The organism is Streptomyces venezuelae ATCC 10712 (genome assembly GCF_008639165.1).
GTDB lineage: Bacteria > Actinomycetota > Actinomycetes > Streptomycetales > Streptomycetaceae > Streptomyces > Streptomyces venezuelae.
Map to the genome: position 1 here is coordinate 1,768,078 of NZ_CP029197.1, position 26,286 is coordinate 1,794,363.

The following is a 26,286-nucleotide window of genomic DNA, read 5'->3' on the forward strand; positions in this document are numbered from 1 at the left end:
TTCGTCAATTCCGTCCGGGGACGGCTCCGGTCAGCCGACCAGGCTGTCGTCGAGCTCCTCGGTCAGGTTGGACTCGGTCCCGGGAATGCCCAGGTCCTGCGCCCGCTTGTCGGCCATCGCGAGCAGCCGGCGGATCCGGCCGGCCACCGCGTCCTTCGTCAGCGGCGGGTCCGCGAGCGCGCCCAGCTCCTCAAGGGAGGCCTGCTTGTGCTCCATGCGGAGCCGGCCCGCCGCCGCGAGGTGCTCGGGCACCTCCTCGCCGAGGATCTCCAGCGCACGCTGCACCCGGGCCCCGGCGGCGACCGCGGCACGCGCCGAGCGGCGCAGGTTGGCGTCGTCGAAGTTGGCCAGCCGATTGGCGGTGGCGCGGACCTCGCGCCGCATCCGCCGCTCCTCCCAGGCCAGCACCGACTCGTGCGCGCCGAGCCGGGTGAGCAGGGCGCCGATCGCGTCGCCGTCACGGACGACGACCCGGTCCACGCCCCGCACCTCGCGGGCCTTCGCCGCGATGGAGAGCCGGCGCGCCGCGCCGACCAGGGCGAGCGCGGCCTCCGGGCCCGGGCAAGTGACCTCCAGCGAGGAGGACCGGCCGGGCTCGGTCAGCGAACCGTGCGCGAGGAAGGCGCCCCGCCAGGCCGCCTCCGCGTCACAGGTCGCCCCGGAGACCACCTGCGGGGGGAGGCCCCGGATGGGGCGGCCCCGGCCGTCCACGAGACCCGTCTGGCGGGCCAGCTGGTCGCCGCCGGCCACCACCCGCACCACGAAGCGCGAGCCGCGCCGCAGGCCGCCGGGGGCCATCACGATCAGCTCCGAGCTGTGCCCGAAGATCTCCAGGATGTCCCGCTTGAGCCGGCGGGCCGCCATCGCCGTGTCCAGCTCCGCCTCGATCACGATGCGGCCGCTCACCAGGTGCAGCCCGCCGGCGAACCGCAGGATCGACGAGACCTCTGCCTTCCTGCAGCAGGTCCGGGTGACGGGGAGCCGGGAGATCTCGTCCTTCACCGCTGCCGTCATCGCCATGGGCCGATCCTTCCATGCATCCGAAAAATACGGTCGTACGCGGCGGCCAACAGCTCCGGGTCATGCTTCGCGGAGCCGTCGGGCCCGGCCACCGGCGCCAGCTCGACCGCGGCACCGAGCCGCTTGGCGGCGTCGGCGAGGGACTCGCGGTCGGGCACGGCGGCCTCGTCGGCCAGCACCACGTCCAGGGCGAGTTTAGGGGCGTGTCGTCCCAAAACCTCCAAATGACGCTGCGGGGAGAAGCCCTCGGTTTCTCCGGGCTGCGGCGCGAGGTTCAGCGAGAGCACCTTCCGGGCCTTCGTCTCGGCCAGCGCGTCCAGCAGTTCGGGCACGAGGAGGTGCGGGATCACCGAGGAGAACCAGGAGCCGGGACCGAGCACCACCCAGTCCGCGTCGAGGACCGCCTCGACCGCCTCCGGCACCGCCGGCGGGTCGTTCGGCACCAGGTGCACGGACTGGACGTCGCCCGGGGTGAGCGCCACCGTCGCCTGCCCGCGCACGGTGTCCACGTCGTCCGGGCGCTCCGGGTCGTGGCCCTTGACCAGCGCCTGCAGCTCCAGCGGTACGGCGGACATGGGCAGCACCCGGCCCTGGGCGCCGAGCAGCCGGCCCACCAGGTCCAGGGCCTGCACGGGGTCGCCGAGCTGCTCCCAGAGGGCGACGATCAGCAGGTTGCCGACGGCGTGGCCGTTGATCTCGCCCTTGGACTGGAAGCGGTGCTGGATGACCCGGGCCCAGGTCTGGCCCCAGTCGTCGTCCCCGCAGAGCGCGGCGAGCGCCTTGCGCAGGTCGCCGGGGGGCAGCACGCCCAGCTCCTCCCGGAGCCGGCCGCTGGAGCCCCCGTCGTCGGCGACGGTGACGACGGCGGTGAGGTCGCCGGTGATCCGGCGGAGGGCGGCGAGGGAGGCCGAGAGGCCCATGCCGCCGCCCAGTGCGACCACCTTCGGCTGGGCGCCGCGCCTGCGGAGGGTGCGCCGGGCCGTGAGGGTGGAGGCACGTCGGCGGTAGGGCTTCACTCGCGCCCCATGTCCCGGTGCACGACGACGGTCTCGACCCCTTCGGCGGCGATGCGGGCCGCGAGCCGCTCGGCGGTGGCCACGGAGCGGTGCTTGCCGCCGGTGCAGCCCACGGCGATGGTCACGTACCGCTTGCCCTCGCGGCGGTAGCCCGCGGCGATCAGCTGGAGGAGCTCGGTGTAGCGGTCGAGGAACTCCTTGGCGCCGGGCTGGTTGTAGACGTAGTTCGACACCTCCTCGTTGAGCCCGGTGAAGGGGCGCAGCTCGGGGACCCAGTGCGGGTTCGGCAGGAAGCGCATGTCGACGACGAGGTCGGCGTCGACCGGCAGGCCGTACTTGAACCCGAAGGACATCACGGTGGCCCGCAGCTCGGGCTCCTCGTCGCCGGCGAACTGGGCGTCCATCTTGGCGCGCAGCTCGTGGACGTTGAGGCTGGAGGTGTCGATGACCAGGTCGGCGTCGCCGCGCAGCTCGCGCAGCAGGTCGCGCTCGGCGGCGATGCCGTCGGTGATCCGGCCGTCGCCCTGGAGCGGGTGCGGCCTGCGGACCGATTCGAACCGCCGGACGAGGGCGTCGTCGGAGGACTCGAGGAAGACGATCCGGCGGGTGACCTGCTTGGCGTCCAGGTCGGCGAGGGACTCCCTGAGGTTGTCGAAGAACTGCCGGCCGCGGACGTCCACGACGACGGCGATCCGGGCGACGTTGCCCTGGGAGCGGGCGCCGAGCTCCACCATGGTGGGGATCAGCGCGGGCGGCAGGTTGTCCACGACGAACCAGCCGAGGTCCTCCAGGCACTTCGCCGCGGTGGACCGGCCGGCTCCGGACATGCCGGAGATGATCACCAGCTCTGGAATGGCCGCCTCGGCGCCGCTGTCGCCGGGGGTCTCCTTCGTGCCCGTACTCACGTGTCCTGCTCCGTCTTCTCGGTCGTGCTGTTCGTGCCGTTCGTGCGCGGTCATGCCGTGCCGCCCCCGTCGTCTTCCATGATCTCTCCTGTCGCCGTGTTCACGGCGGGTGCGGCCGGGGCCGCCTGTGCGAGGGCCACGACGACCGCCTCCGCGGTCTTCCGGCCCATGCCGGGGACCTCGCAGATCTGCTCGATTGTCGCCTGCCTGAGCCGCTTCACCGAGCCGAAATGCTTGATCAACGCCCGTTTCCGCGTGTCGCCGAGGCCGGGGACCGCGTCGAGAGGGCTGGTCCGGATGCGTTTCGCGCGCTTCGAGCGCTGATAGCGGATGGCGAAGTCGTGAGCCGTGTCACGTACTCGCTGGAGGAGGTACAGGCCCTCGCTGGAGCGGGGCAGCACCACCGGGTCGTCGTCGCCGGGCAGCCACACCTCCTCCAGGCGCTTGGCGAGGCCGCAGACCGCGATGTCGTCGATCCCGAGCTCGTCGAGGGCCCGCCGGGCCGCCGCGACCTGCGGCTGCCCGCCGTCGACCACGACGAGCTGCGGCGGGTACGCGAAGCGCTTGGGCCGCCCGGTCTCGTCCGGGTCCTCGACGACGCCCTCGGCGTCCCATTCCCCGGTCTTCTCCTTCTCCGCGAGGTAGCGCCTGAAGCGGCGGCCGATCACCTCGTGCATGGACCGGACGTCGTCCTGGCCCTCGAAGCCCTTGATCTGGAAGCGGCGGTACTCGCTCTTGCGGGGCAGCCCGTCCTCGAAGACCACCATCGAGGCCACCACGTCCTCGCCCTGGAGGTGCGAGATGTCGAAGCACTCGATCCGCAGCGGCGCCGAGTCCAGGTCCAGGGCCTCGGCGATCTCCTCCAGGGCGCGGGAGCGGGTGGTCAGGTCGCTGGCGCGCTTCGTCTTGTGCAGCACGAGGGCCTGCTGGGCGTTCCGCGCGACGGTCGCCATCAGGTCCTTCTTGTCGCCGCGCTGCGGGATGCGCAGCGAGACGTTGGACCCGCGGCGGCCGGCCAGCCAGGCGGTGACGGCCTCCGTGTCCTCCGGCAGGGCCGGGACCAGGACCTCCTTGGGGACCGTGTCACCGCTCTCCTCGCCGTACAGCTGCTGGATGGCGTGCTCGACGAGCCCGGCGGTGTCGACCGCCTCGACCTTGTCGGTGACCCAGCCGCGCTGGCCGCGGACGCGTCCGCCGCGCACGTGGAAGATCTGCACGGCCGCCTCCAGCTCGTCCTCGGCGAGCGCGATCAGGTCCGCGTCGGTGGCGTCGGCGAGCACGACCGCGCTCTTCTCCATGGCCCGGCGCAGCGCCTCTATGTCGTCCCGGAGCCGCGCCGCCTTCTCGTACTCCATGTCCTCGGCCGCCAGCATCATCTGCTTCTCCAGCCGGCGGATGTACGTACCGGTGCGGCCGGCCATGAAGTCGCTGAATTCCTCGGCCAGTTCGCGGTGCTCCTCCGGGGTGACCCGGCCGACGCAGGGCGCCGAGCACTTGCCGATGTAGCCGAGGAGGCAGGGCCGGCCGGCGGAGGCGGCGTTCCGGAAGACTCCCGCGGAGCAGGTGCGCACCGGGAAGACCCGCAGCATCAGGTCGACGGTCTCGCGGATCGCCCACGCGTGCGCGTACGGCCCGAAGTAGCGGACGCCCTTCTTCTTGTGGCCGCGCATGACCTGGACGCGGGGGAACTCCTCGTTCATGGTCACGGCGAGGTACGGGTAGCTCTTGTCGTCCCGGTACTTGACGTTGAACCGGGGGTCGTACTCCTTGATCCAGGAGTACTCCAGCTGCAGCGCCTCGACCTCGGTGGACACCACCGTCCACTCCACGGAGGCGGCCGTGGTCACCATGGTCGCCGTGCGCGGGTGCAGGCTCGTGATCGGCTGGAAGTAGTTCGCCAGCCGCTGGCGCAGGGACTTCGCCTTGCCCACGTAGATCACCCGGCGGTGCTCGTCGCGGAACTTGTAGACCCCCGGGGAGTCGGGGATCTGACCCGGCTTGGGGCGGTAGCTGGAGGGGTCTGCCATGCTCCCCACCCTACTGGCGGGCACCGACACTCCCGCCGCGCCCGCTCGTTGGCGAAGCATGGCGAATCAGGTGGCGGGACGGCTCGCGGACCGGGTGTGCGTGATCACCGGCGCGGCGAGCGGAATCGGGCGGGCGACGGCGGAGCGCTTCCTCTGGGAGGGGGCGCACGTGATCGCCGCCGACCTCGACGAGGAGCGACTCGCGACGCTGGAGGGGGTGGTCCCGGTCGTCGGCGACGTCTCCCGGGAGGAGGACGCCCGGCGCATGATCGCCACGGCGGTGGACCGCTTCGGATGGCTGGACGTCCTGGTGGCGAACGCGGGCGTGATCCCGCTCCTGTCCGTCACGGAGGCGGAGGGCCGGGACTTTGACCGGGTGATGGCGGTGGACGGCCGCGGCATGTTCCTGACCTGCAAGTACGCGATCGAGGCGATGCTCGTCTCGGGCGGCGGGTCCATCGTCTGCACGTCGTCGATCTCGGGCGTCGCCGGGCAGGCCCGGCAGGCCGTCTACGGCCCCGCCAAGTTCGTGGCCACCGGCCTGACCAAGCACCTCGCGGTGGAGTGGGCGGAGCACGGGATCCGGGTGAACGCGGTGGCCCCGGGCACGATCGAGACGGAACGGGTGGTGGCGGCGCGGGTGGAGCCGGGCGGCCCGGAGTACCTGGAGGAGGTCCTCCGGGCCCACCCGATGGGGCGCTTCGGAAGCCCGGAGGAGGTGGCGGCGGCGATCCTCTTCCTGGCGTCGGACGAGGCGTCCTTCGTCACGGGCGCGATCCTGCCGGTGGACGGCGGCTACCTGGCCCGCTGACACCCGGGCCGGGTCCGGCGCCCGTCGGGGACGCCCTGGGGGTCCCCCCGGACGGGGTCCGGGGGGACGGGCGGTCAGCCTTGCCGGCGGCGGCGGACGGCCCGGGCGCCCAGCAGGCCGAGGGCCAGGACCGCTCCCGCCCCCGCCGTCGCCGACACCACCGTGACCGTCGGCGGCGTGGACTCGGCCGTCTGCCCGGGCGCGCCGTACCCGCCCGCCGCGCCCTTCCGCGCGTACGCCGAGCCCGGCAGCTTGTCCCCGTACGCGCGGGACACCCGCTCCCGGTACGACGACAGGCTCGTCCCGTTCCGCCCCACCGCCCGGACCGCGTCCTCGTCCAGCGGCAGTACCTTCGCCCCCTTCTGGACGTACCACGCGTCGATCTGCGGCTCCCGGAACACGAGGCCGTCGCCGCCCATCTCCGCGTAGCGGATCTCGTCGTCCCCGGTGGCGATGTTGACCACCTGCCAGCCGCCGGCCCGCCGGACCGTCCACAGCGAGGCCTTCCGGCCGTCGGCGGACACCGCCCGGCTGGCCCGGAACTCGACCCGGGCGACGGGCGCCCCCGGCTTCCCCGCGACGAAGTCCGGGGAGAGGATCCGTACCGGCACCGACCCGCCCTCGACGCGCGGCGCGCCCGCCGAGCGGGCGGCGGCGCCCCCGTCCCGGGCGAAGAACCGGGCCAGCGTGGACAGGGTGGCGGGGGCGGACGCGGCCTGTTCGGGGGTCGGGGCCGGCGGCGCTTCGGCGGCGTCCGCCGGGAGCGCTCCGAGGAGGACGAGGGCGGCGGTGGCGAGGAGCCCGGCGCCGGTGGCTCGTGCGTTCATCGTCGTCACGCCCCGATCCGGTAGAGCGAGTGGGTCCAGGAGAAGGAGCCGTTGTCGACGTACCAGGCGTGCGAGGCCCAGTTGTAGCGGTTGCTGGAGGGCCAGGGGTCGCCCCAGTAGACCCAGCTCTCGGCGTCGTCGTACCCGTAGATCACGTGCATGTGGCCGCCGCCGCTCGACCACTGGATGCGGGTCTCGACGGGCCGGTCGGCGTTGATCTCGGTCTGGACCGTGGAGTAGCGCAGCCAGCCGGTCACGTACGAGCCGGGGTTGATGCCGGCCCAGTCGAGGCCGGTCTGGACGTTGCCGAGGGTGGCCTGCCAGTTGGGGCAGTCGTAGCCCTGCTGGCGCCCGAAGGCGGCGTTGCAGAACTGGTTCTGGCTGTAGGTGCGGCCGAACCAGGTGGCGATGGTGTTGCCGCCGGCCGCCCAGCACCAGTTGTTCTTCTGCTGGGCCTGCATGGTGATGTTCAGCCGCTTGGCGCCGAGGACGGCGGCGTCCCCGGTACCGGAGGCGGCCGGGACGACGGGGGCCGCGGGGACGGCGGGGGCGGCGGATGCCGAGGTCGTCGGGACGAGGAAGAGGGCGGCAGCGGCGAGTGCCGCGAGGTTCAGCATTCTTCTGCGCATCGCGTTCCTCCCTGGAGCGGGGGGTGTGGGGATGTGGGGGTGGGGTGGAGGAGCGCGTCCGGACGCTGGTCAGGAGCATCTGCCGTTGTCCGGATCCGGTCAACACGCTTCAATGCGGGGTGACATCGGACTGTGAACGGTGTGACCCGGGTGTGAACGGACACCCTCGGCCCACCTGCCCGCCCGCCCCGCGCGGCACCACGGCCCGCTCCCCCGTCGTGAACGTTCACTGAGGAGCCCTCGTGAGCCACACCGAGGCCGATCTGGTGCAGCTGCTGCACACCGGCCCGTTCCATCTGGCGCTGCGCACCGCGCTGGCGGTGCGCGGGCTTCCGCTCCAGCGGGTCCAGCACCACCTCGCGCACCGGGGGATCAAGGTCGGGGTGACGAGTCTGAGCTACTGGCAGCAGGGGGCCCGGCGGCCGCAGCGGCCGGAGTCGCTGAAGGCGGTCCGGGCCCTGGAGGAGGTGCTCCAGCTGCCGGGGAACTCACTCCTCCGGCTGCTCACGGAGGACTCGGCCGCGCGCCAGGAGGTGGAGCGCCCGGCGGCCCGCTCGTACCGCTCGCTCGTCGAGGCGTCCGGCTCGGTCGAGGAGCTGCTCGCGGAGCTCGAGTCCCCGGCGGACGGCGGCCTGCACACGGTGGGCCACCACGAGCGGGTGCGGATCGGGGCGGCGCGGGAGCTGGTGGGGCGGGAGTCGCAGCACGTGGTGCGGGCGCACCGGGACGGCGTGGACCGCTATCTGGCCATCCACCACGGGGACCCGGGCTGCGATCCGTCCCGGGTCGCGGTGCGGGCGGTGGAGAACTGCCGGACGGGGCGGGTGCGCTGGCACGCGGGGACGGGGGTGCTGATCGCGGAGCTGATCTTCGACGTGCGGCTGCGCGCCGGGGACACGTACCTCTTCTCGTACGGCTTCGAGGACGGTACGGCGGGACCGAGCGGGGAGTACGTGCGCGGGTTCAGCTTCGCGGGCGGGCAGTACGTCCTGCAGGTGCGGTTCGACGAGGCGGCGCTGCCGGTGCGGTGCCGGAGGTTCGCGCAGGCCTCTGCGGGCGCGCCGCGCGGCGGCCGCGCGGAGCTGACCCTGAGCGGCCGGCACCGCACGGTGCACCTGGTGGAGCAGGGCGTACGCCCGGGGATCCTGGGGATCGACTGGGACTGGACGTGAGCCGGCGGCGCCCCGGGTCCTGACGGCGGGCGGCCGCCTCGCGGCGCAGGCGGCGACGCCTAGGGTCCCGGGGCCCTCAGGCCTTGGGGCCCGCGATCAGCTTGCCGTCCTCGACGCGGACGGGGACCTCGGGGAGCGGGACGGTGGCCGGGCCGCGGAGCGCCTTGCCGGTGGTGACGTCGAAGCGGCTGCCGTGGCAGGGGCAGTTGCCCTCGTTGTCCTCGACCTTGTCGAGGACGCAGCCGGCGTGGGTGCACTGGGCGCTGAACGCCTTGTACTGGCCCTTTGCCGGGCAGCTCACCACGAGCCGCTGCTCGCGGTAGAGCTTGGACCCGCCGACGGGGATCTCGTCGGGGGCGCCGAGCGGGACCGGGGCGGTCGGGGTCGGCACCTCGGCGTGGCCGAGCTTGGACTCGGTGGAGCAGGCGGCGACTCCCAGCCCGGCGGCACCGGCGAGAGCGGCGCCCTTCAGTACGGTGCGGCGGCTGGACTGGCCGGACATGGGCGCTCCACGGGTGGATCGGTGCAAGGCGTGACCGAACCGACGATACCGGCGCGCCGTCCGGCGCCGACGGCCGGGCCCGGGGTGGGCCGGGGACGGGGCAGGGCCCCCGGGGAGGGGCCCTGCCGGGAACGTCAGGCCTTGCGGGCCCGCGTCGTCGCCTTCTTCGCGGCGGCCTTGGTGGCGGTCGACTTCGTCGCCGTCGCCTTGGCGGCGGTCGTCCTCGTCGCCGTCGCCTTGGCCGCCGTCTTCTTCGCCGCCGTCTTCTTGGCGGGAGCGGCGGTCTTCGTCGCCGCGGTCTTGGCGGTCGCCTTGGCCGGGGCCTTCTTCGCCGCCGTCCGCTTGGTCCCGCGCGCCGCCGGCACCACCGCGTCGCTGACCCGGTCGGCGCCGAGGATCTCGCGGAGGAACTTGCCGGTGTGGCTGGTGGAGACCGCCGCGACCTCCTCGGGCGTGCCCTCGGCGACGACCAGGCCGCCGCCGCTGCCGCCCTCGGGGCCCATGTCGATGAGCCAGTCGGCGGTCTTGATGACATCGAGGTTGTGCTCGATGACGATCACCGAGTTGCCCTTGTCGACGAGACCGGACAGGACCTTGATCAGCTTCGAGATGTCCTCGAAGTGGAGACCGGTGGTCGGCTCGTCCAGGACGTAGACCGTGCGGCCCGTGGAGCGCTTCTGGAGCTCGGAGGCGAGCTTCACGCGCTGCGCCTCACCGCCGGAGAGCGTCGGAGCGGACTGGCCGAGCCGGACGTATCCGAGGCCGACCTCGTTGAGCGTGCGCAGGTGGCGCGCGATGGTCGGGACGGCCTCGAAGAAGTCGAGGGCCTCCTCGATCGGCATGTTCAGGACTTCGGCGATGGACTTGCCCTTGTAGTGGACCTCCAGGGTCTCCCGGTTGTACCGGTCGCCGTGGCAGACCTCGCACGGGACGTAGACGTCCGGGAGGAAGTTCATCTCGATCTTGATCGTGCCGTCGCCGGAGCAGTTCTCACAGCGGCCGCCCTTGACGTTGAAGGAGAACCGGCCGGGCAGGTAGCCCCGGACCTTGGCCTCCATCGTCTCGGCGAAGAGCTTGCGGACGTGGTCGAAGACGCCGGTGTAGGTCGCCGGGTTCGACCGCGGGGTGCGGCCGATGGGCGACTGGTCGACGTGCACGACCTTGTCGACCAGGTCGTCCCCGTCCACGCGGGTGTGCCGCCCGGGCACCGACTTGGCGCCGTTCAGCTCGCGCGCCAGGTGGGTGTAGAGGATGTCGTTGACCAGGGTCGACTTTCCGGAGCCGGAGACGCCGGTGACGGCGGTGAGGACGCCCAGCGGGAAGGACACGTCGATGTCCCGCAGGTTGTTCTCGCGGGCTCCGTGCACGGTGAGCCGGCGCCCGGGGTCCACCGGGCGGCGGATGTCCGGGGTGGGGATCGCCCGGCGGCCGGACAGGTACTGCCCGGTCATCGACTCCTCGTTGGCCAGGAGCTCCTTCAAGGTGCCGGAGTGGACGACCTTGCCGCCGTGCTCACCGGCGCCGGGGCCGATGTCGACGACCCAGTCGGCGACCTTGATGGTGTCCTCGTCGTGCTCGACGACGATGAGCGTGTTGCCCATGTCCCGGAGCCGTACGAGGGTCTCGATGAGCCGGTGGTTGTCGCGCTGGTGGAGTCCGATGGACGGCTCGTCGAGCACGTACAGGACGCCGACCAGGCCGGAGCCGATCTGGGTGGCCAGCCGGATGCGCTGGGCCTCGCCGCCGGAGAGGGTGCCGGCGGCGCGGTTGAGCGAGAGGTAGTCGAGGCCGACGTCGACGAGGAAGCGCAGTCGCTCGTTGACCTCCTTGAGGACCCGCTCGGCGATCTGCTTGTCCCGGGCGTTCAGCGTGAGGCGGGACAGGAACTCGGCGCAGTCGCTGATCGACATGGCGGAGACCTCGGCGATGGACTTCTCCATGACCGTGACCGCGAGGACGATCGGCTTGAGGCGGGTGCCCTCGCAGGTGGGACACGGCACCTCGCGCATGTAGCCCTCGAAGCGCTCGCGGCTGGAGTCGCTCTCGGCCTCGGTGTGCCGCCGCTTCACGAAGGAGACGGCGCCCTCGAAGGCCGGGGTGGTGTAGGCCCGCTCCCGCCCGTACCGGTTGCGGTAGCGGACCTCGACCTGGGTCTTGTGGCCGTACATCAGGGCCTTCTTGGCCCGCTGCGGGAGCGCCGCGTACGGCAGGTCCGTACGGAAGCCGAGGGCCTGGGAGAGACCGCCGATGAGCCGGCCGAAGTACTCCTTGGTGTGGCCGTGCGACCAGGGGTGGATGGCGCCCTCGTCGAGGGACTTGTCCTCGTCGGGGACGATCAGCTCCGGGTCGACCTCCATGCGCGTGCCGATGCCGGTGCAGTCGGGGCAGGCGCCGAAGGGCGAGTTGAAGGAGAAGGAGCGGGGCTCCAGCTCCTCGAAGGACAGGTCGTCGTACGGGCAGTAGAGGTGCTCCGAGTACATCCGCTCGCGCTCGGGGTCGTCCTCGGCGAGGTCGACGAAGTCGAGCACGACCATGCCGCCGGAGAGCCCGAGGGCGGTCTCGACCGAGTCGGTGAGCCGCCGCTTGGCGCTGTCCTTCACGGTGAGGCGGTCGACGACTACCTCGATCGTGTGCTTCTCCTGCTTCTTCAGCGTCGGCGGTTCGCTCAGCTGTACGGTCACGCCGTCGACGCGGGCGCGGCTGTAGCCCTTGGTCTGGAGGTCGGCGAAGAGGTCGACGAACTCGCCCTTGCGCTCGCGCACGAGCGGGGACAGCAACTGGAAGCGGCTGCCCTCGGGGAGCTCCAGGACCTTGTCGACGATGGCCTGGGGCGACTGGCGGGAGATCGGCCGGTGGCACTCGGGACAGTGCGGCTTGCCGATGCGGGCGAAGAGCAGACGGAGGTAGTCGTAGACCTCGGTGATGGTGCCGACCGTCGAGCGCGGGTTGCGCGAGGTCGACTTCTGGTCGATGGAGACCGCGGGCGACAGACCTTCGATGAAATCGACGTCCGGCTTGTCCATCTGGCCGAGGAACTGCCGGGCGTACGAGGAGAGCGACTCGACGTAGCGGCGCTGCCCCTCGGCGAAGATCGTGTCGAACGCGAGGGAGGACTTGCCCGACCCCGAGAGCCCGGTGAAGACGATCAGGGAGTCACGCGGGAGGTCGAGCGAGACGTTCTTGAGGTTGTGCTCACGAGCGCCACGGACGATGAGACGGTCGGTCACGCCGGTCCGCACCTTTCTTCAGAGAGCGGATGCCGCAGACGGATGCCGCGGAGGGATGCCGCAGAAGCTGCTGGGCCTGAAACACCCAACGCTTCAAGGATGCCGGATGCTTCCCTCGAGCTTATAGCACGCACATTCGATTTCCGGACTTCCGAAGACCTCTTCACCCGAACGAGTGGCGGCACCCCCGTCGGCACTAGGGTCGGCGCCATGATCGACCACGAACGCGACCTTGCTCACGTCCACGAAGCGACCGAACGGCTGCTGGACGCGGCGGCCTCTCTGGACAACGCGGCGGCGGCCGAGCCGTCACGGCTGCCCGGCTGGACCCGCGGCCATGTGCTCGCCCACGTCGCCCGTAACGCCGACGCCCTGGTGAACGTCCTCCAGGGCCGCCCCATGTACCCCGACGCCGCCACCCGCGACGCCGACATCGAGCGCGACTCCGGCCGCCCGCTCGACGTCCACCTCGCCGACCTGCGCGCGAGCGCCGACCGCTTCCGGGCCGTGGGCGCCGAGCCCGCCGACTGGAGCCGGACGGTCGAGCTCCGCAACGGCGTCCTGGACAGCGCCTCCCGCATCCCCTTCCGCCGCTGGGTGGAGGTCGCCCTGCACCACGTCGACCTGGGCGTCGGCTACGAGCTGGAGGACCTGCCCGAGGAGTTCGTGCAGCGCGAGATCGACTTCCTGGCCGAGCGCTTCAAGGGCCTGGAGAGCGTCCCGGCGACCGTCCTGCGGACCGCCGGCGGACCCGACCGGACGACCGGCGGCGGCCTCGGCGGCGTCGTCGTCACGGGACCGGACGCCGAGGTGCTCGGCTGGCTCGCCGGCCGCCGCGACGGCTCGGCCCTGAAGACCGAGGGCGGCCCCCTGCCGGAGCTCCCGCCGCTGTAGCCCAAGCCTTAGGCTGAGCGCATGACGTACAGCGGAGTGGTGAAGGTCGGCGGACCGGCGGACGTGCACGAGCTGACGGACCTGATGATCTCGAAGGTCGCGGTCGGCCCGATGGACAACAACGCGTACCTGCTGCGCTGCCGGGCCACCGGCGAGCAGCTGCTGATCGACGCGGCGAACGACGCGGACACCCTCCTCACGCTGATCGGTGACGACGGCATCAAGGCCGTCGTCACCACCCACCGGCACGGCGACCACTGGCAGGCGCTCGCCGAGGTGGTCGCCGCGACCGGTGCCGTGACCTACGCGGGCGCGTACGACGCGGAGGGCATCCCGGTCGCGACCGACGTCCCCGTCGAGGACGGCGACACCATCCGGGTCGGCCGGGTCGAGCTGACCGCGCGCCGGATGGTCGGGCACACCCCGGGTTCGATCACGCTGGTCTACGACGACCCGCACGGCCACCCGCACGTCTTCACCGGCGACTGCCTCTTCCCCGGCGGCGTCGGCAACACGTGGAAGGACGCGGAGGCCTTCGCGAGCCTGATCCACGACGTGGAGACCAAGCTGTTCGCCGTCCTCCCGGACGAGTCGTGGATCTACCCGGGCCACGGCAAGGACACCACGCTCGGTGACGAGCGGCCGTCGCTCCCGGTGTGGCGCGAGCGCGGCTGGTAGCGCGTCGGCCGAGGCCGCCGGGACCGACAGCGCGCGGCTGACCAGCCGCGCGCTTCCGCACGCCCCCGTAACCCGGACGGCGGCGGGGTAGTTGGCGCCACATGAGCCCGAGTAACGCTCCGTCGCCACCCGTCCCGGTCCCCCCGCCGTCGATGGGGCGGCTCGCCGCCGCCTCGCTCGTCGGCACCGCCATCGAGTTCTTCGACTTCTTCGTCTACGGGACCGCCGCCGCCCTCGTCCTGGGGCCGCTCTTCTTCCCGACCTTCTCCCCGCTCGCCGGGACCCTCGCCGCCTTCGGCACCTTCGCCGTCGGCTTCCTGTCCCGGCCGCTCGGCTCGATCCTCTTCGGCCACGTCGGCGACCGGTACGGCCGGCGCCCCGTCCTCTTCGCCTCCCTGCTCCTGACCGGCTGCGCCACGGTCGCGGTCGGCTGCGTCCCCACGTACGCGACGCTCGGCATCGCCGCGCCCGTGCTGCTGCTCGTGCTCCGCTTCCTCCAGGGCCTGGGGCTCGGCGGCGAGTGGGGCGGAGCCGTGCTGCTCACCGCCGAGCACGCCCCCGCGCACCGCCGTGCGCTGTGGTCGAGCTTCCCGCAGATCGGCCCGGCGATCGGCTTCCTCCTGGCGAACGGGGTGATGCTGGCGCTCTCGGCCGGCCTGAGCGACGCCGAGTTCCGCTCCTGGGGCTGGCGGGTGCCGTTCTGGGCGGCGGGCCTGCTCGCGGCCGCCGGGCTGCTGCTGCGCTCCTCCCTCGCGGAGACCCCGCAGTTCGAGGAGCTGTCCGCGTCGGGGAAGCGGGCGGGCGCCCCGCTGGCCGAGGTGGCCCGTGACCACTGGCGGCTCGTGCTGCTGACCGCCGGGGCGCTCGCCGTCGGGTACGCGGTGTTCTACACGGTCTCCACCTGGGCGCTGGCCTACGGCACCGAGCGGCTCGGGGTGAGCAGCACCGTGATGCTGACCTGTGTGATGGCGGCGGTGGCGGTCAAGGGCGCGGCCACGCCGTTCGTGGCGGTCCTCGCCGACCGCTGGGGCCGCCGGCCGCTCTGCCTGGCGGGGTGCGCGGCCTCCGCGCTCTGGATGTTCCCGATGGTGGCGCTGCTGCACACGGCACGTCCGCCGCTGATGTTCCTCGGCTTCCTGGGCGCGCTGCTCGCCTTCATCACCATGTTCGCGGTGGTCGCCGCGTACCTGCCGGAGCTGTACGAGCCGCGGGTGCGCTGCACCGGCGCCGCCGTGGGCTACAACCTCGCCGGGGTCCTCGGCGGCGCCCTCACCCCGCTGGTCGCCACCGCGCTGTCCGACGGGGGCTCCGGGCCGCCGTGGGGCGTGGCCGCCTATCTGACGGTGGTCGCGCTCGTCAGCCTGGGCTGCTTCGCGCTCCTCCCGGAGACACTGCCCGAGCGCTCCGAGGAGACGGCCCCCGAACCGGCCGCCGTCTGACCTGAACCGTCCCTCCCTGTCCTGAACTCCCCCTCTCCGGGGGGAGTTTCCCCCGTTCCGTCTCCCGCGCGCGGCCCGAGGGTGTAGTCATGGTCGCGGAGCGCGCCTCGTGCCGAGCCGAACTCCCGCGGCCTGTACAGGAATCCCTGCACGGTCAGGTCTCACCTGTGCTCCGCCGTCGCGCGGCCGAGCACCGAGATGGCGGGGGCGCGGGGAGGAGAGGCGGCCTGTGTCCGGCTATTCCGTCGACCAGACGGCAGCGGGCCGCGGGTGGCGACGGACGGTGCACGCGAGCGGACTTCCGCCCCTCCCCGACGGCCGACAGGCCTCGGAGGCGAGCCGGTGGACACCGGCCTGACAGGCGAGCGCATCGCACCGAGGAACCCCATGACGTCCACTCCCGACCACCACCCCGCGCCGACGGCCGCGGACCCGCAGCGCTACACGGCCCACGGGTATCCCGCCGTCCCCCCGATCGTCCACCCGGCGGCCTTCGGCGCCTCCCCCTGGCCCCCGCCGGCCGTCCTCGGGCCCGAGATGTTCGCCGAGCTCCGCTCGCTCCGGGAGTCGGTCACCGCCGTCTCCTCGAAGCTGGACGGCATCCAGGGGACGTACGAGCGGGTCCAGGACCATGAGAACCGCATCAGGGCCCTGGAGAACCGGCGCTGGCCGATCCCCGCGGCCATGCTGGTGGCCACCGTGGCGGCCGCCGGGATCGCAGCCGCCGGCGCCGTCCTCACCGTCCTCGTCAAGTAGTCCCGGCCCGGTGCCGGGCGCCCCGCCTCGTCCGGCACCGGGCCCTGCCGTACCCGCGCACCCCGCAGAGTGGAGCAGCCGCCATGTCGATGTCGCCCTCGGGCCCCTTCCCGTCCCCGCCCACCCGTGAGTGGCAGGAGCGGTGGGTGGCGGCCGTGCTCGCGACCAGGGACGTCACCGCGCCACGCGCGGCCCTGGAGAACATCGCGCCGTTCGTGGTCCGCCCGAAGGACGATCTGACGGGCCCGGACGAGGAACCCGACGGCGTCCGGCGGCTCAGGCCCGACCGGTACCGCTGGGTCACCACCGACGCGGGGCGGATGCTGCTCGTCACCATCCGGATGCACGGGGTCGGCGGCATCGTGTGGGAGCACAACGAGCGCATCAGCTCGGAGTGGCGCTCGCTCGCCGACCCCGGCACCGGGGCGGCGAAGGGCCGGCGGCCGCTTCCCCGCGTCACCTCGTGGACCCGGCTGACGGAGGACGGCCAGGAGCGGACCTTCACCGCCCTGGAGAGCACCGCCGTCACCCGTGAGGCGCTGATCAGCAGCGTCGACGAGGCGGCCAGCGCCCTCACCAACCGGGTGGGCATGCGGCCGTACGACCTGCTGGAGGACCTGGCGCTCAACGGCCAGGTCGAGCCGTGCATGTACGTGGCCCAGCACATAGGCCTGGGCGAGCAGCCGCCGCAGCAGGCCGACGGGTCGCCGCGCTACCCCGGCTCGTACTGGGGCTGGATGGCCGTACGGGGCAACAACCGCACCACCTTCCGCCAGGAGCTGTTCGGCGTCTCCTCCTCCGAGGTGCTCACCGGCGTGCCGTTCAAGAAGCTCGGCCAGGACGGCCCCGGGGTCTCCGTGAGCCCGAGCTACTGGCTGGGCCGGCTCTCGGAGGTGCTCAACAAGGAGTACGCCGAGGGGGAACGGGAGGGGCGGACGGACACCCGGGCGCACCGAGCCGTGGCGATCGCCTCGGTGGAAGCGCATCTGGTGATCGGTTCCTCCGCGCCCGAGCGGCTCTTCCGCATCGCCCAGGGCAGCAACCGGCGCGACCACGTGCACCCGCCGCTGGAGTTCGGGCCCAACGACCGGGGCCGGGCGCTGGGGCGCGGCGTCCTCGGCGCGTACACCGCCGAGCGGCTCCTCGACGACCGCACGGCCGACGTGCTGGCCGGGCTCGCGCCGGTGACCGACCTGCCGGACGCCCCTTCGGGCGCGTCCGTCTCCGAGCTGCGCGACCTCCGTTCGATGCGGCTGCTGACGGAGCTGTTCCCGACCCAGGACCAGACGGCGAAGCGGACCCGGATCCGGGCGGCGCTGGGCGAACCGGCCCCGTCCCAGCTGACCGCCAGGGACGTCAACCGCCGGGTGCGGGCCTGGTCGGCGCTGACCTCGGAGTCGTACCCCGAACCGTGGAACCCCCGGGTGGCCGAGGTGGTCACGGCGGTGCAGGGGCGCAAGGGCATCACCCTGCTGGGGCGCCGTCTGCCGGAGCTGCTCGCGACGGCTGAGGCGGACCGCGAGGCCTTCGAGGAGCTGCTCACCTTCCGGGCCCCGCACTGGCTCGCCGCGTTCGACATCATCGACGCGGACCGGGGTTCCCTCTCCGGTCAGCGGACCGACGACGAGGGCCGGGAGGCACAGCGGGTGCGCCGTACCGTCGCCAACGTCATCGAGGCGATGCGCAAGCGTCCGGCGATGGCGGTGGGGCTGCTGCGGGAGCTCGCCGCGGCGATGGACGAGGGCGACCGGCCCCCGCGGCAGGTCGACGAGACGGGGACGGCGCTGGACGGCCGGGCCCACCGCGCCTGGTTCAACCGCACCTTCCCCAAGGAGACCGGCACCCGCCCCTACCGGCAGCGCAGGAGCCAGGAGGGCGGCGAACCCGGCGCCGCCGGTGAGGCCGGCCGGGCCGGGGAGGAGACCGCGAGCGGCCCCTTCACCGATCCCGCCGCCCCCGCCGACGCGCCGGAGGAGACCCCCGAACAGGCGCTGAAGCGGCTCACCGAGGTGCTGGAGCGCGAGATCGGGAAAACCGCCGAGACGGTCACGGAGCTGGCCGAGGCGGTGAAGGACGTGGCCACGGCCGCCGAGACGGCGGGGCGGGACTACGCGCTGAAGGAGGCGGAGGCGCAGGACATGGCTAGCCGGGTGCTGCAGGTCCTGCGGGCCCTGCGGAAGATCCCCGAGACCGTGGCCGATCTGGGTCCCGCGTAGGGAGCGGGCGGGGGCGGGCGGCTCCGGAGACGGCGACGGCCGGCCAGGGAGACCCTGGCCGGCCGTCGCCGTATGTCAGGCGCGTGAGGCGCTTTCGCGCTTCAGGCCTCTTTTCACGCCCTTCAGGCGCCGATGCTGTCCTTGGCTGTGTCGTCGGCGTCGGTCACGCCGGCGGCGGCCTCCCGCTCGGCCTGCCGCTTGGAGGCGATGAGGCTGGTGATCGTGGTGACGATCAGGACGCCGCCGATGACGGCGAGCGAGACCGGGATGGAGATCTCCGGGACGTGCACCCCGGACTCGTGCAGGGCGTGCAGCACCAGCTTCACGCCGATGAAGCCGAGGATCACCGACAGGCCGTAGCTGAGGTGGACCAGCTTCTTGAGCAGGCCGCCGATCAGGAAGTACAGCTGGCGCAGACCCATGAGGGCGAAGGCGTTGGCGGTGAAGACGATGTACGGGTCCTGGGTGAGGCCGAAGATCGCCGGGATGGAGTCGAGGGCGAAGAGGACGTCGGTGGTGCCGATGGCGAGCATGACGACCATCAGCGGGGTCATGATCCGCTTGCCGTTGTTCCGGATGAACAGCTTGGTGCCGTGGTACCGGTCGGCGACGCCGAACTTCTTCTCGACGCTCTTGAGGAGACGGTTCTCCTCCCACTCGTCCTCGTCCTCGTCGGCCCGCGCCTCCTGGATGAGCTTCCAGGCGGTGTAGATCAGGAACGCGCCGAAGAGGTAGAAGACCCAGGAGAAGTTCGCGATGATCGCGGCGCCCGCGGCGATGAAGATCGTGCGGAGCACCAGGGCGATCACCACACCCACGAGCAGCACGCGCTGCTGGAGGTGCGAGGGGACCGCGAACTTCGCCATGATCAGGATGAAGACGAAGAGGTTGTCGACACTGAGCGACTTCTCGGTGATGTAGCCGGCGAAGAACTCGCCGGACGCCTGGCTGTTGCCGAAGAACAACAGGCCGAGGCCGAAGAGCGCCGCCAGGACGATCCAGACGACCGTCCAGGTTCCGGCTTCCTTGACCGACACCTCATGGGGCTTGCGCCCGATGAAGAAGTCGGCCGCGATCAGGGCACCCAGACCGAGAATGGTCAGTACCCACAGGGTCATTGAAACGTCCACTGCGCCTCCGGCGTCGTACGGCTACTGATCAGCGTCGTCGCTGCCGGAGGTCTCTTCCACCCGGGCGACGGACGATCGCCGCCGGGCCGGCGCCCCGGGATCGGATCCATGAGGACCCCTCCGTACTGACGGGTACGCCGCGCAATGGGGAGTACTCCCCTCCGCACCAAGAACTCTACCCGAAAGACCAAGAGAAGGTAAAGAGGAGGGTAAAGGGCCACCAAAAGTGCAGGTCAGGGGCGCTTTCCATGGCGAGTGGACGCCACCTCCGCGAGCACCTGCCGGAGCACCGCACTGCCCGGCGGAAGCAGCGGCGGCTCGTACGACCAGGCGTGACCGACCCATGGATCGGCGAGGTGGTCGTCGGGCACCGGCGTGAGGCGCAGCAGCGAGCGCCACAGCGGATCGAGCAGCGGCCCGTACGCCGCCGCGTCCTCCCGGTCCGCCACCATCAGCAGATGGACGCCGACCGACGGGCCCTCGTCGGCGAGGTACCGGAGCCGGGTGACCGCCCGGTCGTCGAAGCCGTGCGGGAAGTCGTGCACGAGCAGCAGCTGCCGGGCCGTGTCCAGACCGGGCGGCAGCGCGTCGGCCGCGCCGCCCCGCATCGCCATCTGCAGCAGGTCCACCCGCTCGGTGAGCTGCTCCAGCACCGCCGAGACACCGGCCGCGCCCCGGGCCGGCGGGGCCGCGAGGACACCCGTCTCCACGAGCGGGGCGAGGGCGGCGGCGCCCGCCCCGGCGGCGTCGACGACATGCACCGTGAACCCGCCCGCCGGGTGCGCCGCGAGCAGCCGGGCCGTGTGCGCCACCGCGCTGTCCAGGGCGAGCCGGCGCAGCTCGACCTCGTCGAGCAGACCGGCCGCCTCCGAGCGGCCCCGGCCGGAGTCGACCCACAGCCCGCGCTCCAGCGGCAGCCGGACGAGCATCGGGATCCGCAGATCGGTCCGCTCGGGGAGGTGGAGGTCGCCGAGGCGGACCGCCATCGGCTCCTCGGCCGGGACCCGGTAGGCGTGCCAGACGGGGTTGTCCCAGCGGGCGTAGGCGGCGGGCAGGGCGGGCTCCACGACCTCCGACTCGGCCACGAGCTGGGCGAGGTCCCGGTCGAGGGCCTCCTGGGCCCGCCGCACCAGCTCGTCGTGCCGGGCACGGGCGGCCGCGCGGGCCGCGTCGTTCGCGCCGCCGCCCCGGACGCGGTAGTCCGAGAGCATCTCGTCGAGCTCCCGGTCGAGCCGGGACTCCGCGAACTCACAAGCGCTGCGGTAGGCGGCGGTGGTACGGGCCAGGTCCTCGAACATGCCCCACACCTGGTTGTACAGCCGCTCGTCCATGGACCAGCCGGAGGCGTCCCCGGCGACCGGGGCGGGCGGGCCCTGCCGGGGCTGCTCGGCGGCCGGGGCGGCGGCGGAGGGCGGAGCGGCCGGGGGCTCGGTCCGGCGGCGGGGGTGGGCGTAGTCGATCGGGCCGCCACCGACCGGGACGGTCGGCGCCGCGTCCTGGGCGCCGTTCGGGACCGGGTCCGGGACGGTGGGCGGGGCGGCGGCCGGGGCGGCGGTCGGGGCCGCGTCCTGGGCGGTCACCGGTGCGGTGTGCCGGACGCGCTCCGCCTCGGGGAGCCGGCGCGCGGGCTCGGGCGCCACCGCCTCCAGGATGGTGGCGGCGAGGTCGGCGGGGCGCTCCAGGCCCTGGTCGCCGAGGAGTGCGGCGAGCCCGCCCTCGTACCCCTGGCCCATGGCGCGGACCTTCCAGGCGCCCTGGCGCCGGTACAGCTCCAGGGCGACCACGGCGGACTCGCTGTCGAGGCCGGTGATCGTGTAGCTGGCGATCTCGGCGCCGTCGGAGCCGGACACGGCGACGAAGGGAGCGGCGACGGCGCCGAAGCGGGCCGCCCCGCCGAGGCGGGCGCCGGGCAGCGCGAGGAGGACCGAGACCCGGTGGACGGCGCCAGGGACGGCCTCCAGGTCGACGGTGAGCCGGTGGTCGGCGGCGGCCTGCCCGGGGACGTCGACGCCGGGCAGGGAGGGCGCGCCGGGGTGGGCGATCCATTCCACGCCCGGCACCCGGCCCTGCTCGTCGCAGAGGGTGGCTCCGGCGACGACGGGATGACCGGCCGACACCCGGATCTCCAGTCGGGTGTCGGGCAGGGGGTGGTTCTGCCCCCGGACCAGCTCGGCCGTCATCGACTCTGTCCCCTCGGCGTGCTCGGTGTCTTCGGTGTGCTCGGCGTTCTCAGCGTGTTCGGTGTGCTCAGCGTGTGCGGTCCGCCCGGTGCTGAACCGGTCCCGGTTCATGCGGGACAGCTCCCGGTGGCCTGCCGCCTCCGGGAGCTGTGGGTGGGTGCCGCGCGGGTCCGCCTACAGGTGCGGCAGGATCGCGGGCATCAGGTCCTGGAAGGTGCGGCCGTTGGCCGGGTTGCCCAGGGCCGTCATCTGCCAGCCGGAGCCGGCCCGGTGCACCTTCGCCATGATCTGCGCGGTGTAGCTGCCACCACCGTCGAGGGTGTAGCGCGCGAGCTCCTGACCGTTCGTCTCGTCGACGATCCGGCAGAACGCGTTCTGCACCTCCTGGAACGTCTGGCCGGTGAACGAGTTCACCGTGAAGACGATCTGGTCGATGTGGACCGGGACGCGCTCCAGGTCGACGAGGATCGCCTCGTCGTCACCGCCCTGCCCGGCGCCGCCCACGAGGTTGTCACCGGTGTGCTTGACCGAGCCGTCGTCGCTGACCAGGTGACGGAAGAAGACCACGTCGACCGGCTGCTTCTCGGCGAACAGGACGGCCGAGGCGTCCAGGTCGATCTCCCGGGTGCGCGAACCGAAGAGACCACGGCGCGGCGCGGCCTGCCAGCCGAGACCCATCCGCACCTGCGTGAGGCTGCCCCCGCCCCGCTTCTCCAGGCTGATGGCCTGGCCCTTGGTCATGTTGACCGACACGCGTCTGCCCCTCTCGTTGACGTTCCCCCGCGTCCGGTGTCCCGGTGCGTGCGGTTGTCCAGCACCCTACGCAGCGCCACCGACACCGCGGAGGTGCGGTCCGGTTTTGTGTCGGTCTTGCAACACACCGGACCGCGTCCGGTCAGGCGAGTCCCGCCTCCTTCATCTGGCGCAACTCCTTCTTCAGCTCCCCCACTTCGTCGCGGAGCCGGGCGGCGACCTCGAACTGCAGCTCGGCGGCGGCGGCGCGCATCCGGTCGGTCATCTCCTCGATGATCGCGGCCAGTTCGGTGGCGGGCCGGTCGCCGAGCTCGACGGTGGAGCCGGCCTTGCCCTTGCCCTTGACGCCGTGCGCGGCGAGCGAGGGGACGGGGGCCTTGGTGCCCTTGCCCTCCTTGCCCTGGCGGTAGCCGGTGCCGAGCAGCTCCTCGGTGTCGATCTCCTCGCGCGCGATGGTCGCGACGATGTCGTTGATCTTCTTGCGGAGCGGCTGCGGGTCGATGCCGTGCTCGGTGTTGTACGCGATCTGCTTCTCGCGGCGCCGGTTGGTCTCGTCGATGGCCTGCTCCATCGCCGGGGTGATCCGGTCGGCGTACATGTGGACCTGGCCCGAGACGTTGCGCGCGGCGCGGCCGATGGTCTGGATCAGGGAGGTGCCGGAGCGCAGGAAGCCCTGCTTGTCGGCGTCGAGGATGGCGACGAGGGAGACCTCGGGGAGGTCGAGGCCCTCGCGGAGGAGGTTGATGCCGACGAGGACGTCGTACTCTCCGGCGCGCAGCTCGCGGAGGAGCTCGATCCGGCGCAGGGTGTCGACGTCGCTGTGGAGGTAGCGCACCTGGATGCCGAGCTCGAGGAAGTAGTCCGTGAGGTCCTCGGCCATCTTCTTGGTGAGGGTGGTGACGAGGACCCGCTCGTCCCGCTCCGTGCGCAGCCTGATCTCGTGGACCAGGTCGTCGATCTGGCCCTCGGTGGGCTTGACGACGACCTCGGGGTCGACCAGGCCGGTCGGGCGGATGATCTGCTCGACGAAGCCGTCGCCGCGCGACAGCTCGTACGTCCCGGGGGTGGCCGAGAGGTAGACGGTCTGGCCGATGCGCTCCTGGAACTCCTCCCACTTCAGCGGGCGGTTGTCGAGGGCGGACGGGAGCCGGAAGCCGTGGTCGACCAGGGTCCGCTTGCGGGAGGCGTCGCCCTCGTACATGGCGCCGATCTGCGGCACGGTGACGTGCGACTCGTCGATGACGAGGAGGAAGTCCTCGGGGAAGTAGTCGAGGAGGGTGTTGGGCGCGGAGCCGGGCTCGCGGCCGTCGAAGTGCATCGAGTAGTTCTCGATGCCGGAGCAGGAGCCGATCTGGCGCATCATCTCGATGTCGTACGTGGTGCGCATGCGCAGGCGCTGGGACTCCAGGTGCTTGCCCTGCTTGTCGAGTTCGGCGAGGCGGCCCTCCAGCTCGCGCTCGATGTCGTTGACCGCGCGCTCCATGCGCTCGGGGCCCGCGACGTAGTGGCTGGCGGGGAACACGTACAGCTCGCGGTCCTCGCTGATGACCTCGCCGGTGAGCGGGTGGAGGGTGGAGAGGGCCTCGATCTCGTCGCCGAACATCTCGATGCGGACGGCGAGCTCCTCGTACACCGGGAAGATCTCGATGGTGTCGCCGCGGACGCGGAAGGTGCCGCGGGTGAACGCGAGGTCGTTGCGCGTGTACTGGATGTCGACGAAGCGGCGCAGCAGCTGGTCGCGGTCGACCTCCTCGCCGACCTTGAGCGGGACCATCCGGTCCACGTACTCCTGGGGCGTGCCGAGGCCGTAGATGCAGGAGACGGAGGCGACCACGACGACGTCCCTGCGGGTGAGCAGGGAGTTCGTCGCGGAGTGGCGGAGCCGCTCCACCTCCTCGTTGATCGAGGAGTCCTTCTCGATGTACGTGTCCGACTGCGGCACGTACGCCTCGGGCTGGTAGTAGTCGTAGTACGAGACGAAGTACTCCACCGCGTTGTTCGGGAGGAGCTCGCGGAACTCGTTCGCCAGCTGGGCCGCCAGCGTCTTGTTCGGCGCCATCACCAGGGTGGGGCGCTGGAGCTTCTCGATCATCCACGCGGTGGTGGCCGACTTTCCGGTGCCGGTGGCACCGAGGAGCACGACGTCCTTCTCGCCCGCGCGGATGCGCCGCTCCAGGTCGGCGATGGCCGCCGGCTGGTCGCCGCTGGGCTTGTACTCACTGACGACCTCGAAGGGCGCCACCGAACGTTCGATCTTGGAAACGGGCCGCATGCAACCACCGTACGACCCGGCACTGACAGTCGGGCGGTGATCGGCCCCCGCGAGGGCCCCGGTCACCAGTCCTGGGAGCGGTGGCCGGCCCGCGGGACGCCCCTGCGAGCGGCCCGGCCCGCGGGGCGGGCCGTCCAGTTCGCGGGCTCCCCGTAGGACGGGACGTGACGCGGGGCGGGCACACCGGGGCGGTACGGCGCCCGGGCCGTCGCCTGCCAGTCCGGGTCCCCCATCACGAGCAGCGGGTCGAACATGACGACGACGGCGGCCAGGATGAGGAAGACCGCCGGGCCGATCAGCATCGGCAGCAGCGGTGAGGCGGTGCCCCCGGTGGCGGTGGCGGGGCCCCCGCCGTGCAGATGGACGCTGACCGCCGCCATGGCGGTGTAGTGCATACCACTGACGGCGACGCCCATCACCAGGCTGGCGCCGAGACTGGCCAGAAATCCATGGACGGAGACGGCCGCCCAGAGGGCCGCGGTGGCGGCCACGACGGCGATGACCACGGACAGGGCGACGGTGAGCGTGTCGTACTCGATGCGCCCCTGGAGGCGCATCCCGGCCATCCCGAGGTAGTGCATGGTGGCGACGCCGAGACCGGTGATGGTCCCGCCGGTGACCAGGGTGAGGGCGGTCGCCCCGCGGTATCCCACGATGAAGATGCCGATGCCGACCATGAGGACGGCGACGCCCAGGCTGGCGAAGGTGATGGGGAGGTCGTAGTTGATGGGCGCCTGAGCGACGGAGAAGCCCATCATCGCGATGAAGTGCATGGTCCAGATGCCGGTGCCGATCGAGGTGGCGCCGAGGGCGAGCCAGCCCGCCTTGAAGCTGTCGCGGTGGCGGAGCGATCTCGTGGTGCACCGAAGGCCGAGGGCGCCGCCCAGGCACGCCATGAGAAAGGCGGCCACCGGCGTGACGAGCCCGTAGCTGAATCCGTCGACCGTGCCCTGCATGAGCGTATGTCCTCCACCCCTGGTGCCACGTCGTCCGAAAACAGTCGGTACCGCTGGGTAGTACTACCGGGGCGAGATTATGGCGCGCCGGGGGCCGCACGACCATGTGACCGGGGAATTTCCCCTCGCGAGACCGGAGCGAGACCGGCCCGTGATCTTCTCTCCCCGGCATCGGGACCCGCGCGGCCGGACGGCCGGGAGTCGCTTCCGACCGCGCTGTCGGTGCCGGGTCGTACGGTGGCGTCATGGACATCGAAACGGGGCCGACGGACGACGGGCGGGCGGCCACGGTGGTGGAGTGGACCGTCGTGGAGAGCGCCATCGGGCCGCTCTTCCTCGCCGCGACCGGGCGCGGGCTCGTCCGCGTCGAGTTCCACGCCGACGCGGAGCGCCGGGAGCGGATGCCGGCGCGGCTGGCGGGACAGCTCGGCGCGGAGCCGGTGGAGCGCGCCTCGGGACTTCTCGCCGAGCCGGTGCGACGCCTCGACCGGTACTTCGCCGGTGAGCCGGACGCGCTCGACCTGCCCCTGGACTGGAGCCTCACCACCGGATTCAACCGGCAGGTGCTGCGCGAACTGGCGAGCGGTGTCCCGTACGGCACGGTCGTCGGGTACGGGGAGCTGGCCAGGCGCGTGGGGCAGCCGGGGGCCGCGCAGGCGGTGGGGGCGGCGATGGGCTCCAATCCGCTGCCGCTGGTCGTGCCGTGCCACCGCGTGGTGGAGAGCGACGGCGGGCTCGGCGGCTTCGGCGGCGGTCTGGAGACCAAGCGCCGACTGCTCGCGCTGGAGGGCGTGCTGCCCGCGCCGCTGTTCTGAGCGTCCGCCCCGGGCCCGCGCGGGCCGGGTGGCGTTCCCCTCGGGTGGGACGGCTGGCACA

The 26,286-nt window shown here is 72.4% G+C and carries 21 protein-coding genes; 8 read left to right on the forward strand and 13 right to left on the reverse strand.

The genetic code is table 11. The features are described from left to right. Positions 1-30 precede the first annotated feature (30 nt). Genes whiA through uvrC form a run of 4 tightly spaced genes read right to left on the reverse strand, consistent with a single transcriptional unit; the run spans position 31 to position 4,968 of the window. Positions 31-1,020 (reverse strand): DNA-binding protein WhiA, encoded by a 990-nt coding sequence (gene whiA / locus DEJ43_RS07820; protein WP_030205188.1) that lies wholly within the window; start codon positions 1,018-1,020, stop codon positions 31-33. Then, on the reverse strand, positions 1,011-2,036 hold the full coding sequence (locus DEJ43_RS07825) for a gluconeogenesis factor YvcK family protein (protein ID WP_015032784.1): 1,026 nt from the start codon (positions 2,034-2,036) through the stop codon (positions 1,011-1,013). The genes whiA and DEJ43_RS07825 overlap by 10 nt, the downstream gene beginning before the upstream one ends. Beyond that, positions 2,033-2,995, reverse strand: coding sequence for an RNase adapter RapZ (rapZ, locus tag DEJ43_RS07830; protein ID WP_015032785.1), 963 nt, complete (start codon positions 2,993-2,995; stop codon positions 2,033-2,035). Before rapZ ends, DEJ43_RS07825 begins: the two co-directional genes overlap by 4 nt. Beyond that, the gene (uvrC, locus tag DEJ43_RS07835; RefSeq protein WP_015032786.1) at positions 2,992-4,968 is read right to left on the reverse strand and encodes an excinuclease ABC subunit UvrC; all 1,977 of its coding nucleotides are present in this window, start codon (positions 4,966-4,968) and stop codon (positions 2,992-2,994) included. The genes rapZ and uvrC overlap by 4 nt, the downstream gene beginning before the upstream one ends. A gap of 58 nt (positions 4,969-5,026) precedes the next feature. Here uvrC and DEJ43_RS07840 point away from each other — a divergent pair, with 58 nt between their 5' ends. Then, positions 5,027-5,779: an SDR family NAD(P)-dependent oxidoreductase gene (locus DEJ43_RS07840; protein ID WP_015032787.1), complete on the forward strand. Its 753-nt coding sequence runs from the start codon at positions 5,027-5,029 to the stop codon at positions 5,777-5,779. Between the two features lie 74 nt (positions 5,780-5,853). On the opposite strand, the gene DEJ43_RS07845 is transcribed toward DEJ43_RS07840, so the two are convergent. Together DEJ43_RS07845 and DEJ43_RS07850 are read right to left on the reverse strand one after the other, a co-directional pair. Continuing rightward, the gene (locus DEJ43_RS07845; protein WP_041663730.1) at positions 5,854-6,606 is read right to left on the reverse strand and encodes a hypothetical protein; all 753 of its coding nucleotides are present in this window, start codon (positions 6,604-6,606) and stop codon (positions 5,854-5,856) included. A 5-nt stretch (positions 6,607-6,611) separates the two neighbouring features. After that, a complete protein-coding gene (locus DEJ43_RS07850) occupies positions 6,612-7,235 on the reverse strand; it encodes a papain-like cysteine protease family protein (protein WP_015032789.1) in 624 nt (207 codons plus the stop codon). A 242-nt stretch (positions 7,236-7,477) separates the two neighbouring features. Here DEJ43_RS07850 and DEJ43_RS07855 point away from each other — a divergent pair, with 242 nt between their 5' ends. Beyond that, positions 7,478-8,407, forward strand: a complete 930-nt coding sequence (locus DEJ43_RS07855) for a hypothetical protein (RefSeq protein ID WP_015032790.1) — start codon at positions 7,478-7,480, stop codon at positions 8,405-8,407. 76 nt (positions 8,408-8,483) lie between these two features. Here the strand turns inward: DEJ43_RS07855 and DEJ43_RS07860 are convergent, their stop codons facing one another. Further along, the gene (locus DEJ43_RS07860) at positions 8,484-8,909 is read right to left on the reverse strand and encodes a Rieske (2Fe-2S) protein (RefSeq protein WP_015032791.1); all 426 of its coding nucleotides are present in this window, start codon (positions 8,907-8,909) and stop codon (positions 8,484-8,486) included. 134 nt (positions 8,910-9,043) lie between these two features. After that, positions 9,044-12,136 (reverse strand): excinuclease ABC subunit UvrA, encoded by a 3,093-nt coding sequence (gene uvrA / locus DEJ43_RS07865; protein WP_015032792.1) that lies wholly within the window; start codon positions 12,134-12,136, stop codon positions 9,044-9,046. A gap of 210 nt (positions 12,137-12,346) precedes the next feature. On the opposite strand from uvrA, the gene DEJ43_RS07870 reads away from it, so the two are divergent. The 5 genes from DEJ43_RS07870 (at position 12,347) to DEJ43_RS07890 (ending at position 18,119) form a co-directional block, all read left to right on the forward strand. Beyond that, positions 12,347-13,030: a maleylpyruvate isomerase family mycothiol-dependent enzyme gene (locus DEJ43_RS07870; protein ID WP_015032793.1), complete on the forward strand. Its 684-nt coding sequence runs from the start codon at positions 12,347-12,349 to the stop codon at positions 13,028-13,030. 21 nt (positions 13,031-13,051) lie between these two features. Then, entirely contained in the window at positions 13,052-13,708 is a 657-nt protein-coding gene (locus tag DEJ43_RS07875; RefSeq protein WP_071891225.1) for an MBL fold metallo-hydrolase, read from the forward strand. Positions 13,709-13,860: 152 nt separating this feature from the next. Further along, entirely contained in the window at positions 13,861-15,147 is a 1,287-nt protein-coding gene (locus tag DEJ43_RS07880) for an MFS transporter (RefSeq protein WP_041662233.1), read from the forward strand. Between the two features lie 387 nt (positions 15,148-15,534). Next, positions 15,535-15,903 carry a hypothetical protein gene (locus DEJ43_RS38015; protein ID WP_051025849.1) on the forward strand — a complete coding sequence of 123 codons (369 nt, stop codon included), beginning with the start codon at positions 15,535-15,537 and terminating at the stop codon, positions 15,901-15,903. A gap of 83 nt (positions 15,904-15,986) precedes the next feature. After that, positions 15,987-18,119, forward strand: coding sequence for a hypothetical protein (locus tag DEJ43_RS07890; protein WP_015032799.1), 2,133 nt, complete (start codon positions 15,987-15,989; stop codon positions 18,117-18,119). Between the two features lie 122 nt (positions 18,120-18,241). Here the strand turns inward: DEJ43_RS07890 and DEJ43_RS07895 are convergent, their stop codons facing one another. From DEJ43_RS07895 to DEJ43_RS07915, 5 genes are all read right to left on the reverse strand, one after another. After that, the gene (locus DEJ43_RS07895; protein ID WP_015032800.1) at positions 18,242-19,249 is read right to left on the reverse strand and encodes a TerC/Alx family metal homeostasis membrane protein; all 1,008 of its coding nucleotides are present in this window, start codon (positions 19,247-19,249) and stop codon (positions 18,242-18,244) included. Between the two features lie 233 nt (positions 19,250-19,482). Next, a complete protein-coding gene (locus tag DEJ43_RS07900) occupies positions 19,483-21,429 on the reverse strand; it encodes a TerD family protein (RefSeq protein ID WP_041663735.1) in 1,947 nt (648 codons plus the stop codon). A 174-nt stretch (positions 21,430-21,603) separates the two neighbouring features. Continuing rightward, the gene (locus tag DEJ43_RS07905; protein ID WP_015032802.1) at positions 21,604-22,182 is read right to left on the reverse strand and encodes a TerD family protein; all 579 of its coding nucleotides are present in this window, start codon (positions 22,180-22,182) and stop codon (positions 21,604-21,606) included. A gap of 142 nt (positions 22,183-22,324) precedes the next feature. Beyond that, positions 22,325-24,454, reverse strand: coding sequence for an excinuclease ABC subunit UvrB (gene uvrB / locus DEJ43_RS07910; protein ID WP_041662234.1), 2,130 nt, complete (start codon positions 24,452-24,454; stop codon positions 22,325-22,327). 62 nt (positions 24,455-24,516) lie between these two features. After that, positions 24,517-25,410: an MHYT domain-containing protein gene (locus tag DEJ43_RS07915; RefSeq protein ID WP_015032804.1), complete on the reverse strand. Its 894-nt coding sequence runs from the start codon at positions 25,408-25,410 to the stop codon at positions 24,517-24,519. 245 nt (positions 25,411-25,655) lie between these two features. Here DEJ43_RS07915 and DEJ43_RS07920 point away from each other — a divergent pair, with 245 nt between their 5' ends. Then, entirely contained in the window at positions 25,656-26,225 is a 570-nt protein-coding gene (locus DEJ43_RS07920; RefSeq protein WP_015032805.1) for a methylated-DNA--[protein]-cysteine S-methyltransferase, read from the forward strand. Positions 26,226-26,286 lie beyond the last annotated feature (61 nt).

Excerpts from the sequence above, each read along its gene's own strand:
- DEJ43_RS07875 (WP_071891225.1), top strand. The coding sequence starts at position 13,052 with ATGACGTACAGCGGAGTGGTGAAGGTCGGCGGACCGGCGGACGTGCAC.
- uvrB (WP_041662234.1), bottom strand. The coding sequence starts at position 24,454 with ATGCGGCCCGTTTCCAAGATCGAACGTTCGGTGGCGCCCTTCGAGGTC.
- DEJ43_RS07920 (WP_015032805.1), top strand. The coding sequence starts at position 25,656 with ATGGACATCGAAACGGGGCCGACGGACGACGGGCGGGCGGCCACGGTG.
- uvrC (WP_015032786.1), bottom strand. The coding sequence starts at position 4,968 with ATGGCAGACCCCTCCAGCTACCGCCCCAAGCCGGGTCAGATCCCCGAC.
- DEJ43_RS07840 (WP_015032787.1), top strand. The coding sequence starts at position 5,027 with ATGGCGAATCAGGTGGCGGGACGGCTCGCGGACCGGGTGTGCGTGATC.
- DEJ43_RS07870 (WP_015032793.1), top strand. The coding sequence starts at position 12,347 with ATGATCGACCACGAACGCGACCTTGCTCACGTCCACGAAGCGACCGAA.
- DEJ43_RS07860 (WP_015032791.1), bottom strand. The coding sequence starts at position 8,909 with ATGTCCGGCCAGTCCAGCCGCCGCACCGTACTGAAGGGCGCCGCTCTC.
- DEJ43_RS07900 (WP_041663735.1), bottom strand. The coding sequence starts at position 21,429 with ATGACGGCCGAGCTGGTCCGGGGGCAGAACCACCCCCTGCCCGACACC.
- whiA (WP_030205188.1), bottom strand. The coding sequence starts at position 1,020 with ATGGCGATGACGGCAGCGGTGAAGGACGAGATCTCCCGGCTCCCCGTC.
- DEJ43_RS07845 (WP_041663730.1), bottom strand. The coding sequence starts at position 6,606 with ATGAACGCACGAGCCACCGGCGCCGGGCTCCTCGCCACCGCCGCCCTC.
- DEJ43_RS07880 (WP_041662233.1), top strand. The coding sequence starts at position 13,861 with ATGGGGCGGCTCGCCGCCGCCTCGCTCGTCGGCACCGCCATCGAGTTC.
- DEJ43_RS07890 (WP_015032799.1), top strand. The coding sequence starts at position 15,987 with ATGTCGATGTCGCCCTCGGGCCCCTTCCCGTCCCCGCCCACCCGTGAG.
- DEJ43_RS38015 (WP_051025849.1), top strand. The coding sequence starts at position 15,535 with ATGACGTCCACTCCCGACCACCACCCCGCGCCGACGGCCGCGGACCCG.
- rapZ (WP_015032785.1), bottom strand. The coding sequence starts at position 2,995 with ATGACCGCGCACGAACGGCACGAACAGCACGACCGAGAAGACGGAGCA.
- DEJ43_RS07915 (WP_015032804.1), bottom strand. The coding sequence starts at position 25,410 with ATGCAGGGCACGGTCGACGGATTCAGCTACGGGCTCGTCACGCCGGTG.
- DEJ43_RS07850 (WP_015032789.1), bottom strand. The coding sequence starts at position 7,235 with ATGCGCAGAAGAATGCTGAACCTCGCGGCACTCGCCGCTGCCGCCCTC.